Origin of the sequence: Chimaeribacter californicus, assembly GCF_002858675.1 — a bacterium.
Lineage (GTDB): Bacteria > Pseudomonadota > Gammaproteobacteria > Enterobacterales > Enterobacteriaceae > Chimaeribacter > Chimaeribacter californicus.
The window spans coordinates 136039-151188 of record NZ_PJZF01000002.1; the positions used below are offsets into that span (position 1 = coordinate 136039).

The 15150-nt window shown below is 56.9% G+C and carries 15 protein-coding genes; 7 read left to right on the forward strand and 8 right to left on the reverse strand.

The window, feature by feature from the left end; genetic code table 11:
* The first annotated feature begins 169 nt into the window (after positions 1–169).
* From ppdD to hofC, 3 genes are read left to right on the forward strand one after another with little or no spacing between them, the layout of a single operon-like run.
* Positions 170–610 carry a prepilin peptidase-dependent pilin gene (gene ppdD, locus CYR55_RS03640; RefSeq protein ID WP_101814801.1) on the forward strand — a complete coding sequence of 147 codons (441 nt, stop codon included), beginning with the start codon at positions 170–172 and terminating at the stop codon, positions 608–610.
* Entirely contained in the window at positions 610–2043 is a 1434-nt protein-coding gene (gene gspE, locus CYR55_RS03645; RefSeq protein WP_101814802.1) for a type II secretion system protein GspE, read from the forward strand. Before ppdD ends, gspE begins: the two co-directional genes overlap by 1 nt.
* Entirely contained in the window at positions 2036–3241 is a 1206-nt protein-coding gene (hofC, locus tag CYR55_RS03650) for a protein transport protein HofC (RefSeq protein WP_101814803.1), read from the forward strand. The genes gspE and hofC overlap by 8 nt, the downstream gene beginning before the upstream one ends.
* Positions 3242–3380: 139 nt before the next feature.
* Here the strand turns inward: hofC and CYR55_RS03655 are convergent, their stop codons facing one another.
* Positions 3381–4421 (reverse strand): GMP reductase, encoded by a 1041-nt coding sequence (locus CYR55_RS03655; RefSeq protein ID WP_101814804.1) that lies wholly within the window; start codon positions 4419–4421, stop codon positions 3381–3383.
* A 304-nt stretch (positions 4422–4725) separates the two neighbouring features.
* Here CYR55_RS03655 and coaE point away from each other — a divergent pair, with 304 nt between their 5' ends.
* From coaE to yacG, 3 genes are read left to right on the forward strand one after another with little or no spacing between them, the layout of a single operon-like run.
* A complete protein-coding gene (coaE, locus tag CYR55_RS03660) occupies positions 4726–5337 on the forward strand; it encodes a dephospho-CoA kinase (RefSeq protein ID WP_101814805.1) in 612 nt (203 codons plus the stop codon).
* 5 nt (positions 5338–5342) lie between these two features.
* Positions 5343–6095: a cell division protein ZapD gene (gene zapD, locus CYR55_RS03665; RefSeq protein WP_101814806.1), complete on the forward strand. Its 753-nt coding sequence runs from the start codon at positions 5343–5345 to the stop codon at positions 6093–6095.
* Positions 6096–6127: 32 nt separating this feature from the next.
* Complete coding sequence (yacG, locus tag CYR55_RS03670; protein ID WP_101814807.1) at positions 6128–6328, forward strand: DNA gyrase inhibitor YacG; 201 nt, start codon at positions 6128–6130, stop codon at positions 6326–6328.
* 46 nt (positions 6329–6374) lie between these two features.
* Here the strand turns inward: yacG and mutT are convergent, their stop codons facing one another.
* The 3 genes from mutT to secM form a co-directional block, all read right to left on the reverse strand.
* The gene (mutT, locus tag CYR55_RS03675; RefSeq protein ID WP_101814808.1) at positions 6375–6767 is read right to left on the reverse strand and encodes an 8-oxo-dGTP diphosphatase MutT; all 393 of its coding nucleotides are present in this window, start codon (positions 6765–6767) and stop codon (positions 6375–6377) included.
* Between the two features lie 168 nt (positions 6768–6935).
* Complete coding sequence (gene secA, locus CYR55_RS03680; RefSeq protein WP_101814809.1) at positions 6936–9647, reverse strand: preprotein translocase subunit SecA; 2712 nt, start codon at positions 9645–9647, stop codon at positions 6936–6938.
* A gap of 80 nt (positions 9648–9727) precedes the next feature.
* Positions 9728–10252 (reverse strand): secA translation cis-regulator SecM, encoded by a 525-nt coding sequence (secM, locus tag CYR55_RS03685; RefSeq protein WP_101814810.1) that lies wholly within the window; start codon positions 10250–10252, stop codon positions 9728–9730.
* A 26-nt stretch (positions 10253–10278) separates the two neighbouring features.
* Between secM and CYR55_RS03690 the strand changes: the two genes are divergently transcribed.
* On the forward strand, positions 10279–10797 hold the full coding sequence (locus tag CYR55_RS03690; RefSeq protein ID WP_101814811.1) for a DUF721 domain-containing protein: 519 nt from the start codon (positions 10279–10281) through the stop codon (positions 10795–10797).
* 7 nt (positions 10798–10804) lie between these two features.
* On the opposite strand, the gene lpxC is transcribed toward CYR55_RS03690, so the two are convergent.
* The 4 genes from lpxC to ftsQ form a co-directional block, all read right to left on the reverse strand.
* Positions 10805–11722 carry a UDP-3-O-acyl-N-acetylglucosamine deacetylase gene (gene lpxC / locus CYR55_RS03695; protein WP_101814812.1) on the reverse strand — a complete coding sequence of 306 codons (918 nt, stop codon included), beginning with the start codon at positions 11720–11722 and terminating at the stop codon, positions 10805–10807.
* Positions 11723–11822: 100 nt separating this feature from the next.
* Positions 11823–12983, reverse strand: coding sequence for a cell division protein FtsZ (gene ftsZ, locus CYR55_RS03700; RefSeq protein ID WP_101814813.1), 1161 nt, complete (start codon positions 12981–12983; stop codon positions 11823–11825).
* Between the two features lie 71 nt (positions 12984–13054).
* Complete coding sequence (gene ftsA / locus CYR55_RS03705) at positions 13055–14311, reverse strand: cell division protein FtsA (RefSeq protein WP_072928843.1); 1257 nt, start codon at positions 14309–14311, stop codon at positions 13055–13057.
* Complete coding sequence (gene ftsQ / locus CYR55_RS03710) at positions 14308–15150, reverse strand: cell division protein FtsQ (RefSeq protein ID WP_101814814.1); 843 nt, start codon at positions 15148–15150, stop codon at positions 14308–14310. Before ftsQ ends, ftsA begins: the two co-directional genes overlap by 4 nt.

Here is a 15150-nt window from a genome sequence, read left to right on the forward strand (position 1 = left end):
CCGCTGTTTTTCTTTCCTCACCGCCTGCGATCCTGCTTCCACTCTTTTTTGTAACCCGCTGAATAGTGGTTTTTTATTCCGAGCCACGCCGAACGTTGATGCCTTGCCGCTGGCACCCCGCCGCCCGGATGCTTACCGTGGCGGCACCTTATTCCAGCGGAGTGAAAACATGCATTACCAGCAAGGCTTTACCCTGATTGAACTGATGGTAGTAATTGCCATCATCGCCATTCTGAGTGCCGTCGGCATCCCCGCCTATCAGAGCTATATCCAGAAAGCCGCCCTGACCGATATGTTACAGGCGATGACCCCTTACAAAATGGCGACGGAACTTTGTGCCATTGAGCAGGGTGCGTTGACCGGCTGCAACCTCGGTACAGCAGGGATCCCGGCCAGTAAATCTACTCATTATGTGAGTGGAGTGACGGTGACCAACGGCGTGATTACCCTGACCGGGCAGGCCGCGTTGAATGGCCTGAATGTCACCCTGACCCCGGTACCGGACACCCAGGCCGGCGGGCTGGTGTGGCAGCGCCAGTGTGTTGCGGCAGCAAGCGAGCTGCAAACGCTGTGCGAAGAGATATTCCGGTTTGAAGCGGGGAATGCGTGATGACGGTCACCACGGAACACACCGCCGCGCTGCGCCAAATCTGTGCGCGGTTTCAGGCAGTGATTATCCACCATGATGCGCAGCACCTGCATGTTGCGGCCCAGGCTGAGGTGCTGGAGGCGCTAAGCGAAGCCCTGCGGTTTGCCTGCCCCCAGACGTTGCACACCGAGTGCTGGCCTGCGGCACGCCTTGAACAGGCGCGGCAGGCGGCCCCCCAGGCAGCTGCAGAGCCCCCGCCCGCCTCTCTGCGCAGTCAGGCAGACGCGGCACCGGCTGATGACAACGCCCCGGCGGCGCTTTTTATCCGCGAGATGTTGTTGCTGGCGTTGCAGCGGCGTGCTTCGGACATTCATCTTGAGCCGTATGCGGGGCGTTATCGCCTGCGGCTGCGGATTGACGGCGTGTTACAGGAGATTACCCCGCCCCCGGCCGGGTTAGGTAACCAGATCGGTGCGCGCCTTAAAGTCATGGGCAAGCTGGATATTGCCGAACGTCGCCTGCCGCAGGATGGGCAGTGTACCGTGCAGTGTGGCGGTCAGCCGCTCGCCCTTCGCCTCTCCTCTTTACCGACGTTGTACGGGGAAAAGCTGGTGCTGCGGCTGCAACAGGGGCCGCAACAGGCACCGGATATGGCGCAGTTAGGCATGACCCCGGAAGCGCTGGCCTGTTTCCGGCGCGTACTGGCACAACCGCAAGGGCTGATCCTGGTCACCGGCCCGACCGGCAGCGGTAAAACCGTCACGCTCTACAGCGGGCTGAAGCAGCTTAACAGCCCGGCGCACAACCTTTGTAGTGTGGAAGACCCGGTCGAAATCCCGGTGGAGGGCATCAACCAGACCCAGGTGAACCCGAAAGCGGAACTCAGCTTTGCGCGCATCCTGCGGGCGCTGCTGCGCCAGGATCCGGACATCATCATGATTGGTGAAATCCGTGACGCGGAAACTGCCGAGATCGCGGTGAACGCCGCCCAGACCGGCCACCTGGTGCTCTCAACGCTCCATACCAACTCGACAACGGAGACTCTGGTGCGGCTGAACCAGATGGGCATTGAGGGTTACCTTATCGCTTCCTGCCTGAAACTGGTCATTGCCCAGCGGCTGGTACGCCGGCTCTGCCCCCACTGCCGCACCCGCAGCCCGGAGGCGGCAACCCTGCCGCCGGGAAGCCCCGGCGGGCCGCTGTTTCCCTGGCGTGCGGCAGGCTGCCACCATTGTTGTGCCGGGTATTATGGCCGGACCGGTTTGTATGAAATGCTGGTTGTTACCCCGGAAATCCAGCAGGCATTAACCCGGCAGGCCACCGTGCAGGAGCTGGCAGCGATTGCGCGGCATCAGGGGCAGGCTTCGTTATTACATGTGGGTCTGGCACTGGCGGCGGAGGGCACCACGTCGCTGGAAGAGGTGTACCGGGTGGTGGGGGCGCAAGATGGCTGACCCCTGCCTGTTCCGCTGGCAGGCGATTGACCTTCAGGGGCAGCTTCAGCACGGCGACCTGTTGGCAGCCGGCAAACCGGCGGCGCTTGAACAGATTATGGATCAGGGGCTGCAACCGCTGCGGGTCGTTTCCCAGGGCCGGTTACGTAAAGGCTACTGGAAACCCGCAGAGCGCACGGCACTGTTTCAGCAACTGGCTACTCTGCTACAGGCCGGGCTGCCGCTGATGGAAAGTATCACTCTGCTGGCGGAGGGGCACCCCAGGCCGGGCTGGCGCTGCATACTGCGGGACGTGGCGGCCCGGATTGCAGACGGCCTGCCGCTTTCCGGGGTGCTGGCGCGCTATCCGGCGGTGTTTCCGGCTATCTGTCTCCAGATGATGGAGGTAGGCGAACTGACGGGCAATATCGATCACTGCTGCCAACAATTTTCCCAGTTGGAAGAGCGGGCCCAGCGGCTGCGGCAGAAGGTCAGTAAAGCGGTGCGTTACCCGCTGATCGTCAGCGCGATCGCGTTATTGGTGTGTATCCTGATGCTGACGCTGGTGCTGCCGGCCTTTGCCGCGATCTACCAGAGTTTTAACGCCCCGTTGCCGTGGTTTACCCAGGCGCTGATGACCTGCTCTCACTGGATGGTCACACAAGGGCCATGGCTGCTTATGCTGCTGGGGTTGGCCGCACTGGGGTATGGTTTGCGGCTTCATCCCCAGCCGCGCTGGCAACAACGGGAACAGCAAGCGCTGTTACATCTGCCCCTGATTGCCGGGCTCATTCAGGGCGGCAGCATTGCCCAGATTTTCTCGACACTGGCGCTGACACAACGGGCCGGGCTGGATTTGCTTACCGGTTTGCAGGCGGCGGCCAGAGCGGTGCCTAATCTCTGTTACCAGCAGGCCGTGATGCGGGTTCAGCAACAGGTGGGCCAGGGCGTGCCGCTGCATCAGGCAATTAATGCAGAGCCGCTGTTTACCCCGCTGTGCCGGCAGTTGATCCGGGTCGGTGAGGAGTCCGGATCATTGGATACGCTGCTGGCACGGCTGGCGCAATGGTATGAACAGCACACGATGCAACAGGCTGAAGGACTGGCGCAAACGCTGGAACCGCTGATGATGGTGGTGATGGGTGGCCTGGTCGGTGGGCTGGTGATTGCCATGTACCTGCCGATTTTCCAGTTAGGCAGCGTGATGGGCAATGGTTAAAGGGGAAGCCTGGCAGAAGTAGTGGGTAATTGGCGGTTGGCGGTTGGCGGTTGGCGGTTGGCGGTTGGCGGTTGGCGATCAGTAAAAAGAGGATGCGCCGGCAGCAAGGGATACACGTAGCGGCCGGCGAAAAAAGAGGTTACTGCCCGAACAGACGGTTCTCCTGCTCGGCGACCCGGATAAAGGTGGTGCGCTTGGTCAGCTCTTTCAACCGCTCAGCCCCGACATAGGTACAGGCAGAGCGCAAACCGCCCAGAATGTCCCGCACGGTATGCTCTACCGGCCCGCGCAGAGGGAGTTTTACCGTTTTGCCCTCAGCAGCCCGGTACTCTGCCACACCGCCAACATGGCGTTTCATGGCTGACTCAGAACTCATGCCATAAAACAGCATAAACTCCTGACCGTTCTCTTCCACGATAGTGCCTTCACATTCATTATGGCCGGCCAGCATGCCACCCAGCATAACGAAATCTGCGCCGCCGCCGAAAGCCTTGGCGACATCGCCCGGTACGGCACAGCCACCGTCACTGACAATCTGCCCGCCCAGGCCGTGGGCGGCATCCGCACATTCGATAACGGCCGACAGCTGCGGGTAACCCACGCCGGTTTTTACCCGTGTGGTGCAAACAGACCCCGGGCCAATACCGACTTTGACAATGTCAGCCCCGGAGAGGATCAGCTCCTCCACCATTTCACCGGTGACCACATTCCCGGCGCAGATCACTTTATCTGGGCAGGCTTCACGCGCCCGTTGCAGGAAAGCGACAAAATGTTCTGAATAACCGTTAGCCACATCGATGCAGATGAATTTTAAGGCCGGAGAGAGGGCCAGAATCTGCTTCATTTTAACAAAGTCAGCTTCTGAGGTGCCGGTAGAGACCATCACATGATTCAGCACCTCTTCCGTCGCGCCTTCAATAAAGCTGCGCCACTGCTCAACGCTGTAGTGCTTATGCACGGCAGTCAACAAATCAAACGAGGCCAGAACGGTTGCCATACGGAACGTGCCGACCGTGTCCATATTGGCGGCAATAATCGGTACGCCTGACCAGGCCGCGCCGGCATGTTTAAACGTGAAGCGGCGTTGCAGGTCAACCTCTGAGCGGCTTTTCAAGGTAGAGCGTTTCGGGCGGATTAAAACATCTTTAAAGCCGAGTTTTACATCTTCTTCAATGCGCATGGTGACAGTTTCCTGGTAGTCGGCGACGGATCGCAAAAGGTGATCGGGCAGAAAGGTGCGCGAAGAGTCGTGCTGCCATTCCCAGTGACGTCATCATACGCCGGAATAATCGCCGAACAAGTCTGCGAATTTGACTTTATTTACGCTACAATCACAGAAATTTAACTGATAAATACCGGCGTGATGCTGCTCACGATTATGACTGTACAGCGACCCAAAAAAATGGCTTGTGCACACTGCCGCAGTAAAGGGTTCTGCCGGGTATCATTATGTTTCGTCTATCCTTCTTATTGAGAGCATAACCATGAGCTACCTTGTTGCACTGACAGGCGGCATCGGCAGTGGCAAAAGTACCGTGGCGAATGCATTTTCCCGCTTAGGTGTAACGGTGATTGACGCTGATGTGATTGCCCGTCAGGTCGTCGAACCGGGCACGCCGGCACTCAGCGCCATCGCTGCGCATTTCGGTGAGGCACTGCTGCACCCTGACGGCAGCCTCAACCGCGCCCGCTTGCGGGAGCTCATCTTTGCCGACCCCACGGAAAAAACGTGGCTGAACAGCTTGCTGCATCCGTTGATCCAGCAAGAGACACAACGCCGGATCCAACAGGCCACCACACCCTATGTGCTGTGGGTGGTGCCGTTGCTGGTCGAAAATGGCTTGCAGACGCGTGCCGATCGGGTGCTGGTGATTGACGTTGATCGTGAGACGCAGCTGGTCAGAACCACTGCGCGCGATGGGGTGTCACGCCAGCAGGCCGAAAATATTCTTGCAGCACAGGTAACACGCGAACAGCGCCTGGCCTGTGCTGACGATGTGATTGATAACAGCGGCGATCCCTCAGCGATCGGACCGCGCGTTGCTGCCCTTCACCAGCATTACCTGCAACTGGCGGCGGCAACCCAACAGGATTAATAGACATGAGTGACCTTTCTCCTACCGTTCTGTTTGAACACCCGTTGAATGAGAAGATGCGCACCTGGTTGCGTATTGAGTTTTTGCTGCAACAACTGCATCAGTACCCGGTACTCAGTGACATTACCACGGCCCTCGCCTTCTTCCGTACCATTGCTGACCTGCTGGATGTGTTAGAGCGTGGTGAAGTCCGTACCGAACTGGTCAAAGAGCTGGAACGCCAGCAGCAGAAGTTGCGGGTATGGGCAGATGTGCCGGGTGTGGATATGACCCGGGTTGAAGCCTTGCGCCAGCAGCTGAAACAGCGCTCCACCGCCCTGATGGCCGCGCCGCGGCTTGGGCAGTCCCTGCGTGAGGATCGGTTGATTAGTCTGGTTAAGCAGCGGTTGAGCATTCCGGGCGGCTGTTGCAGTTTTGACCTGCCCACGCTGCACATGTGGCTGCATCTGGAGCAGGAGGCGCGTGATAGCCAGGTAAACAGCTGGCTTACCACGCTTGCGCCATTGAGTGACGCCCTGACGATTATCCTTGATCTGATTCGTCAGTCAGGGGCGTTTAAAAACCAGATCAGTTTGAATGGTTTCTTCCAGGATAACGCGGAAGATGCCGATCTGTTGCGGTTACGGGTGGCACTGGAGCACCAGATCTACCCACAGATTTCAGGCCACAAAACCCGTTACGCGATTCGCTTTTTATCACTGGATAGTGAACGCGGGCAGGTGCCGGCGCGCCTCTCTTTCACGCTTGCCTGCTGCTAGGCGCGGCCCGGTTTACTTTTTTAGGAGAACGAATGGATAACGAACAGACTATCGTCAATTGCCCGACCTGCCGGAAACCGGTGATATGGGGTGAAGAGAGCCCTTATCGCCCGTTTTGCAGCAAGCGCTGTCAGTTAATTGATCTCGGTGAATGGGCAGATGAAGAAAAGCGTATTCCCAGCCAGACCGACATCAATGACTCAGAAAAGTGGAGCGAAGAGGACGAGCGCTAAGGCCCGGCTGAAGGCGCTGCCCGGGGGGGCGCGCCAGACAGGGAAATCAGGCTTTCAGTAAGGCGATAACGGCGGCATTAGCCGGCGGGAAATCCTCTTCCCGTAATTCCTGCTGCGGTACCCAGCGCATCGGTTGCCCCTCACGGCCATAGGGTTCACCTTGCCACGCCTCAACAAGAAAGAAATGGAGTGTGACGCGACGATCGTCAAACGCATGCTCCACACGTTTCAGCGGCTGCACTGAAACCGGCACAATGCCGGTCTCTTCGTCCAGTTCGCGTATCAGGGCCTGCTCCGGCGTCTCCCCGGCTTCGACTTTGCCGCCGGGGAACTCCCAGAATCCTGCCATATGGGAGCCGGCATCGCGCTGGGTAATAAAGATTTCATGCCGGGGGTTACGGATGATACCGACGGCAATAGTCAGGTGCTTGAGTGTCATGCATTTCTCCTTTTCTTTTCTGGTCATCACGCTTTTTTGATCAGCAATCTTCGCTGATCGCGGGTCTTTTCTGATCACAGTGCAAAAAAACAGGGGCTCAGCACGCTGAACCCCTGTGTCTTATGCGTTTACCCCGCTCTTTAGCACGGCGTGGTCATGAACGCGGCCTTACTTTTGCAGGCGTCCGTGACACTGTTTGTATTTTTTACCTGAACCGCATGGGCACGGATCGTTACGGCCTACTTTGCGTTCGCCCGCTGCACCGCTGCGCGCCGCTTCCGCTTCGATCGCCGCGTCATTCTGGTGGCTCAGCTGCTGTTGCTGCGCCAGACGTTCTGCCTCTTCGCGACGCTGCTGCTCCAGTGCCTCAACCTCTTCCGGCAAGCGAACCTGTACTTTGCTCAGAGTGCTGATAACTTCATACTTCAGGGATTCCAGCATCGCCGCAAACATCGCAAAGGATTCGCGCTTATATTCCTGCTTCGGATCTTTCTGCGCATAACCACGCAGGTGAATGCCCTGGCGCAGGTAATCCATCGCGGCCAGGTGCTCTTTCCACAGGGAATCCAGCGTTTGCAGCATCACGCCTTTTTCAAAGTTACGCATCATCTCGATGCCGACCACTTCCTCTTTACGCTGGTAAACTTCGATAGCATTTTGCAGGATGCGCTCGCGCAACGTTTCTTCATGCAGCTGCGGCTCTTTGTCCAGCCACTCGGTAATCGGCAGGTCGAGATCGAAGTCGGTTTTCAGGCGCTGTTCCAGGCCGGGAATATCCCACATCTCTTCCAGTGACTGCGGCGGAATGTAGCTGTCGAGCGTGGCCTTAAACACATCCTCACGGATGCTGGCAATGGTTTCGCTGACGTCAGACACGTCCAGCAGCTCATTACGCTGGGTGTAGATGGCACGGCGCTGGTCGTTGGCAACATCATCATACTCAAGCAACTGCTTACGGATGTCGAAGTTGCGGCTTTCCACTTTACGCTGGGCGTTGGCAATCGCTTTGGTCACCCACGGGTGCTCAATCGCTTCACCTGGTTTCATGCCCAGTTTCCGCATCATGTTGGAGACGCGGTCAGAGGCAAAAATACGCATCAGCGCATCTTCCATCGACAGGTAGAAGCGGGAGGAACCGGCATCACCCTGGCGACCGGCACGGCCACGCAACTGGTTGTCGATGCGGCGCGATTCATGGCGCTCAGTACCAATGATATGCAGGCCGCCGGAGGCCAGTACCGCGTCATGGCGCTTCTGCCATGCCGCTTTGATGGCATCAATCTGTTCCTGGGTCGGCTCTTCCAGCTCTTCCACCTCGGCATGCCAGCTGCCGCCGAGCATAATGTCAGTACCACGGCCGGCCATGTTGGTCGCGATGGTCACAGCACCCGGCTGCCCGGCCTGTGCCACGATATCCGCTTCGCGGGCGTGGAACTTGGCGTTCAGAACGTTGTGCTTGATGCCGGCTTTGGTCAGCTCATTGGAAACCACTTCCGATTTCTCAATAGAGATGGTCCCTACCAGCACCGGCTGCCCGTTAGCGGTACGCTCACGAATGTCTTCGATGATTGCGCCAATTTTTTCCAGTTCGGTCATGTAGACCAGATCCGGCAGATCTTTACGGATCATCGGGCGGTTGGTCGGCACTACAATGGTATCGAGCTTATAGATAGAGCTGAATTCGAATGCTTCGGTGTCAGCAGTACCGGTCATCCCGGCCAGTTTTTCATACAGGCGGAAGTAGTTCTGGAAGGTGATGGAGGCCAGGGTCTGGTTCTCGTTCTGGATCTCCACGCCCTCTTTGGCTTCTACTGCCTGATGCAGACCATCAGACCAGCGGCGGCCCTGCATGGTACGGCCGGTATGCTCATCAACGATGATCACTTCACCGTCTTTTACGATGTAATCCACGTCACGCGTGAACAGCACATGCGCGCGCAGAGCGGCAGTGACGTGGTGCATCAGCATGATGTTGGTCGGGGAGTAGAGTGACTCGCCCTCCTCCATGATGCCGGCATCCATCAGCAGCTCTTCAATCAGAATCAGGCCGCGTTCGGTGAGATGTACCTGACGGGCTTTTTCGTCCACCGAGAAGTGGCCTTCGCCCTGGAAGGTCTCTGAATCCTCTTTCTCCTGACGAATCAGCTTGGGAATCAGTTTGTTGACCTTGATGTACATCTCCGAGCTGTCTTCAGCCGGGCCGGAGATGATAAGCGGAGTACGCGCTTCATCGATCAGGATGGAGTCGACCTCATCCACCAGCGCATAGTGCAGTTTACGCTGCACGCGCTCTTCAGGGCTGAAGGCCATGTTGTCACGCAGGTAGTCAAACCCGTATTCGTTGTTGGTACCGTAAGTGATGTCAGCGGCGTACGCGGCACGTTTGGCCGGTGCCGGCATCCCCGGCAGGTTGATGCCGATGGAAAGGCCAAGGAATTCAAACAGCGCACGGTTATTTTCGGCGTCACGCTGGGCCAGATAGTCGTTGACGGTAATAACGTGTACGCCCTTGCCGCTCAGCGCATTCAGGTAGGCCGGCAGGGTTGCGGTCAGGGTTTTACCTTCACCGGTACGCATTTCAGCGATGCAACGATCGTTGAGTACCATACCGCCCAGCAGCTGCACGTCGAAGTGGCGCATACCAAAGACGCGTTTACTGGCCTCACGCACAACCGCGAAAGCTTCCGGGATCAGGCTTTCCAGCACTTCGCCTTTGGCCAGGCGGGCACGGAATTCGTCGGTTTTCGCCTTCAGCGCATCATCGGAAAGCTTTTCCATTTCCGGCTCAAGACGGTTGATCTGCTCTACGGCTTTGCGCATGCGGCGCAGAGTGCGGTCATTGCGGCTGCCAAATACTTTGGTCAATAATTTGATTAACATAATTCTTAATATCTCTCAGCTGGCTAATTATTAGCCACTACTTTATTGATTTATCAATTGTTTTAAAGGTATTGAGGGAATTATGCAATCGGACCGGCACGAATACCTTGCACCTGCGCCAGCCACAAGCCTGCCTGATAGTGGGTCACTGCCATGAAAAGGCGGGTGGAGGTGAAGCGGATAATCGTCGGTGGCTTGGGCTCATGCGTCAGCAATGCATTGAGCGTGAGCAGTAAGGCCAGGCGCTGTGCCTGTAATGGCTCAGCCTGAATCGCTTCAGCCTCGGTAGCTGTCTGGTAGATGACCGTTGGGGCCAGAGCAAAGGAAAGGTGACGGATAACCGTTCGGATGGCATGCTGGTGCCAGTAGTCAACACTGAAGGCAGGGCGGCGATGCGCCTCTTGCAACAGCATCAGGCGCGTAAAGGCTGTACTGGCACTGTTCTGGCGGTTTAATGTGGAAGACGGATTGGGCAAGGCGGATTGATCAGAGGTATTACCTATCCCGGACGACACGCCAAAGCTCGCCGCGACCATCCCCAGCAGAAGATGCGGCCAGAAATAACGTCTGCCAAATTGTCGCCAACGATTTAGAATACCAATCACGAGTTTAGATCCGCCGGAGCCCCGCCATGCGTGATAGCCGCCCACAATTATTAGATGTCCTGTTCGACGATGCCTCGGCAGGAGGGAAAAGCCCGCTGCAAAGCGTACAACAACGCGCTACCGCGCTGTTAAAGCTTAACCGTGCAGTGAAAGGTCTGTTGCCTGTTCAGTTGCATCCCTGGTGCCGTGTCGCTAACTACCGACAGGGTATTTTAGTGCTTGAAACGGCTAATGCCAGTTGGATGATGCGATTACGCTACGAACAGTCCAATCTTCTCTCTGCACTACGAGCGCAAATATTACCATCATTGTCCGCAATCGACATCAGGATTAATCCCTCGTTAATGGCAAAAGCGGAAGCGCCTGCGCAAAAATCGCAGAACGAAGAGACGAGAGAGGTTTACCGGCAGTTAAGCCCGCAGAGTGCGGATGCGTTACGCGGTGTGGCGGATCGCAGCCCGGAAAAATTGAAAAAGGCGTTAGAACGGCTGGCTGCCCTGGCCGGAGAGAGTACCAGTGCAACCAGTCGTGATAAAAAAAACTAAGCTAAGGTTATGCCCACACAGCAGACGGCGCTTTGAATGCCAGCGGCATTTCTGCTTCGTCCTGGAAGGTCACATATTCCCACGCTTCCTGTTTCGCCAACACCGCCTGCAGCAGTTTGTTGTTCAGTGCATGGCCTGACTTATACGCCGTCAGGGAGCCAATGATGTTATGGCCGCACATGAACAAGTCACCGATGGCATCCAGCATTTTGTGACGCACGAATTCGTCTTCAAAACGCAGGCCGTCTTCGTTCAGCACACGATAGTCATCAACGACGATCGCACAATCGAAGCTGCCGCCCAGGCACAGGCCACGGGATTGCAGGTACTCGATGTCACGCATGAAACCGAAAGTACGTGCCCGGCTGATTTGACGCACAAAAGCATCGGCCGAGAAATCCATACGATAACGTTGTGAGCTGCTGTTAATCGCCGGGTGATTAAAATCAATCGTGAAGTCCAGGCTGAAACCATTGTGCGGTCGCAGTTCGGCCCACTTGTCACCGTCTTCTACGCGGACAGTCTCTTTAATCCGCAGGAATTTCTTGGCTGAATTCAGCTCTTCGATACCGGCATCCAGCAGCAGGTAGACGAAAGGCGCGGCGCTGCCGTCCATAATCGGAACTTCCGGCGCATCAACTTCAATAACGATGTTGTCGATGCCCAGGCCCGCCAGGGCGGCATTCAGGTGCTCAACCGTAGAAATACGTACGTCATGCTCATTGACCAGGCAAGTACAGAGCATGGTATCACGCACGGATTTGGCATCTGCCGGGAAATCTACCGGTGGATTCAAGTCAGTGCGGCGATAGATGACCCCGGTGTTGGCCGGTGCAGGGCGCAGAGTCAGCGTGACCTTCTTACCGGTATGCAAACCGACGCCTGTCGCCTGAACAATACGTTTTAATGTGCGTTGTTTGATCATCGTTTTATCTCGCAATGTTATCCATCCTACCGATCCCAGCTTATACCAGGATCGGCGGGACAGTTTAGCACAAAGAGCGGAGATGCTAAAGCAGCGACAATTAATCAGCCTGCTTGCGCAGGAAAGCCGGAATATCTAAGTAATCAGGCTCTTTGTTCGACTGCGTATTCTGCTCGTTAACCACCTTGGCGGCAGGTTTGTTTTCCTGCGGCAGCGGTGACAGACCATGCTGCTGGTAACGGTGATCCATAACCGGCTGCTGTTGGGTCTGCTGCTTGTTGGTCACCAGCGTGATTTCCGGACGTTTGTCCATGCCGATGCCGGTGGCCACCACGGTGACGCGCAATTCGTCATTCATCTCCGGATCGAGTGACGTACCGATAACCACGGTCGCGTTATCCGATGCGAAAGCACGGATAGTGTTACCCACGGTTTCGAACTCATCCAGACGCAGGTCGAAGCCGGCCGTGATGTTGACCAGGACACCGCGGGCGCCGGAGAGATCGATATCCTCCAGCAGCGGGCTGGAGATAGCCATCTCGGCCGCTTCTTCCGCACGGTCTTCCCCACAGGCCACGCCGGAACCCATCATGGCGTAACCCATTTCGGACATCACGGTGCGCACGTCGGCGAAGTCGACGTTCATCAGGCCCGGGCGGGTGATCAATTCAGCGATGCCCTGTACCGCGCCTTTCAGCACGTCATTGGCAGCACCAAACGCATCGAGCAGGGAGATGCCGCGGCCCAGCACTTTCAGCAGCTTGTCGTTAGGAATAGTGATCAGGGAGTCAACGTGCTTGGAAAGCTCCGCAATCCCCTGCTCGGCAAAGGCCATACGTTTCTTGCCTTCAAAATTGAAAGGCTTGGTCACAACGGCCACGGTCAGAATACCCAGATCTTTTGCCACTTCAGCGACAACAGGTGCAGCACCGGTACCGGTACCGCCGCCCATGCCGGCCGCGATGAAGACCATATCAGCGCCTTCCAGCGCCGTACGCAATGCCTCGCGGTCCTCTTCGGCAGAGTTGCGGCCCACTTCCGGGTTGGCGCCTGCGCCCAGCCCTTTGGTGATCCCGCTGCCGATCTGGATGGTTTGGCCCACCGCCGTCTTACGCAGAGCCTGAGCGTCTGTGTTTACGGCGAAGAATTCAACACCTTCGATGCGTTCACGCACCATATGTTCAACGGCATTACCGCCGCCACCGCCGACGCCGATGACTTTAATCACCGCGTCATTGGTTAATTCCATAGGTTCAAACATAATTTCTCTCCGTTTTGTGCCTGTCGCTTCGAGATCAAAAAAAGAGGATCAGCTTGATCTCTTGTTAAACATTAAAATTCTTTTCTCAGCCAGCTGTTGATTCGTTTGAACCAATTGCCCACTGAGGCGCGTTTTTCCACTTCCGCCTCACCGCTCAGGTGAGACTCTTTTCCGTAGTGCAGTAACCCTACCGCTGTGGAGTAGTAAGGCTCCTGCGCATAATCCGTCAGTCCGGTAATGTTCAGCGGCTGGCCGATGCGGACCTGGGTGTGAAACACCCGCTGGGCACAGGCCGCCAGACCATCGATTTGTGCCGCGCCGCCGGTCAGGACAATACCGGCGGCCAGATGATGCTTGACGCCCTGCTGGCGCAGCTGCTCCTGCAATTGCAGGATCTCATCATTGACCAGGTTCAGCAGCTCGGTATAACGCGGCTCGATCACCTCGGCCAGCGTCTGGCGCTGCAGACTGCGCGGCGGACGACCGCCTACGCTGGGCACTTCCACGCTCTCATCCTTGCTGACAATGGAACCCAGTGCACATCCGTGGCGCACTTTAATGGCCTCGGCATCGGTGGGTGGGGTACCAAAGGCGTAGGCAATGTCACTGGTCACCACATTGCCGGCGTAAGGAATCACCTTGGTATGGCGCAACGCCCCACCGGTATACACGGCGATATCCATCGTGCCGCCGCCGATATCCACCACGCACACACCCAGCTCGCGCTCATCTTCCGTCAGCACCGCATAGCTGGCCGCGAGGCCGGCAAAAATCAGTTGGTCAACTTTCAGGCCGCAACGTTCCACGGCTTTTACAATATTCTTCGCCATGTCGTTATGACAGGTAATCAGATGCACTTTTGCCTGCATCCGCACGCCGGACAACCCCACCGGGTTTTTGATACCTTCCTGGTAGTCAATGGCGTATTCCTGCGGAATCACGTGCAGAATGCGGTGTTCATCACGTACACGTACCGATTTAGCGGTATGTACCACATTTTCCACATCTTCCTGTGTGACTTCCTCTTCCGAAATAGGAACCATCCCGATTTCGTTCTGGCAACTGATGTGTTTGCCGGATAATGCCAGGTAAACTGACGATATCTGGCAATCTGCCATCAGTTCCGCCTGATCGATGGCGCGTTGTACGCATTTTACCACCGACTCAAGATCGTTGACGCCACCTTTATCCATACCGCGGGACGGGCAACTGCCCACCCCAATAATGTTGACCATGCCATCGGGCAGAACTTCCCCTACCAATGCCGCAACCTTTGCCGTACCGATTTCCAGTCCAACTACCAGTTTTCTGTCCGTCGACTTGATCATTGTTGTTTTGCCTGTGCCTGATTTTGTTGCTGATTACTGTTTTGCTGCTCAACGAATGCCGGAGCCCAGCCCACTGCCGCACCGGTGTCATAACGCAGATCGACATAGCTGACGCGCTTGTTGTCGGTCTGTGCCTGCTGCTGCAATACCGGGAACAGCTCAATAAAGCGCTGCAAGCGTCCTGCACGGTCATCACGGCCCAGATCAATACGGATATCGTTATCCAGCGCCAGTTGCCAGGAGTGACGCGCGGTCATGGAGACCATCTTCAGCGTGAACTTACCGGCGGCCAGCGTCTGGCTCATCGTTCTGTAACCTTGCAAAACATCCTGTTCACTGCCTTCCGGCCCGTAGAGCAACGGCATCTTCTGGTTGCTCATCCGCTCCGACGGCACGCTGAAGGCTTTTCCTTCAGCATCGACCATATGCAGGTCGTTCCAGCGGGCAACGGGCACATACTCCACCACATGGATCTTGAGTTCATCCGGCCACTGCTTGCGGACACTGGCCTGTTTGATCCACGGCAACCGCTCAATCTGCTGCTGGATGACATTCACATCCTGCGTCATGAAGGTGCCCGGCGACCCTAGGGCCATAATGGCCTGCCGGATGTCGTCATTGGTGGTGAAATGGCGTTCACCCGTCACCACCAGCCTGGAGAGCGGCAGGCGGTTGGCGTCTTTCATCCACCCCAGCACTGCCCAGCCACTCCAGCCGATGGTCCCCAGTACCATCAGCAGGAAGAGAATCCCCGCCAGCTGGGTACCGTTACTGCGGCGCAGGCTACGGCTGACCGTAGGCTCATCGCGCTCGCGTGTATTCAAGGCCGCCTGCGACAT

Coding starts and splice junctions, on each gene's coding strand:
- ppdD (WP_101814801.1), top strand. CDS start 170: ATGCATTACCAGCAAGGCTTTACCCTGATTGAACTGATGGTAGTAATT.
- gspE (WP_101814802.1), top strand. CDS start 610: ATGACGGTCACCACGGAACACACCGCCGCGCTGCGCCAAATCTGTGCG.
- hofC (WP_101814803.1), top strand. CDS start 2,036: ATGGCTGACCCCTGCCTGTTCCGCTGGCAGGCGATTGACCTTCAGGGG.
- CYR55_RS03655 (WP_101814804.1), bottom strand. CDS start 4,421: ATGCGCATTGAAGAAGATGTAAAACTCGGCTTTAAAGATGTTTTAATC.
- coaE (WP_101814805.1), top strand. CDS start 4,726: ATGAGCTACCTTGTTGCACTGACAGGCGGCATCGGCAGTGGCAAAAGT.
- zapD (WP_101814806.1), top strand. CDS start 5,343: ATGAGTGACCTTTCTCCTACCGTTCTGTTTGAACACCCGTTGAATGAG.
- yacG (WP_101814807.1), top strand. CDS start 6,128: ATGGATAACGAACAGACTATCGTCAATTGCCCGACCTGCCGGAAACCG.
- mutT (WP_101814808.1), bottom strand. CDS start 6,767: ATGACACTCAAGCACCTGACTATTGCCGTCGGTATCATCCGTAACCCC.
- secA (WP_101814809.1), bottom strand. CDS start 9,647: ATGTTAATCAAATTATTGACCAAAGTATTTGGCAGCCGCAATGACCGC.
- CYR55_RS03690 (WP_101814811.1), top strand. CDS start 10,279: ATGCGTGATAGCCGCCCACAATTATTAGATGTCCTGTTCGACGATGCC.
- lpxC (WP_101814812.1), bottom strand. CDS start 11,722: ATGATCAAACAACGCACATTAAAACGTATTGTTCAGGCGACAGGCGTC.
- ftsZ (WP_101814813.1), bottom strand. CDS start 12,983: ATGTTTGAACCTATGGAATTAACCAATGACGCGGTGATTAAAGTCATC.
- ftsA (WP_072928843.1), bottom strand. CDS start 14,311: ATGATCAAGTCGACGGACAGAAAACTGGTAGTTGGACTGGAAATCGGT.
- ftsQ (WP_101814814.1), bottom strand. CDS start 15,150: ATGTCGCAGGCGGCCTTGAATACACGCGAGCGCGATGAGCCTACGGTC.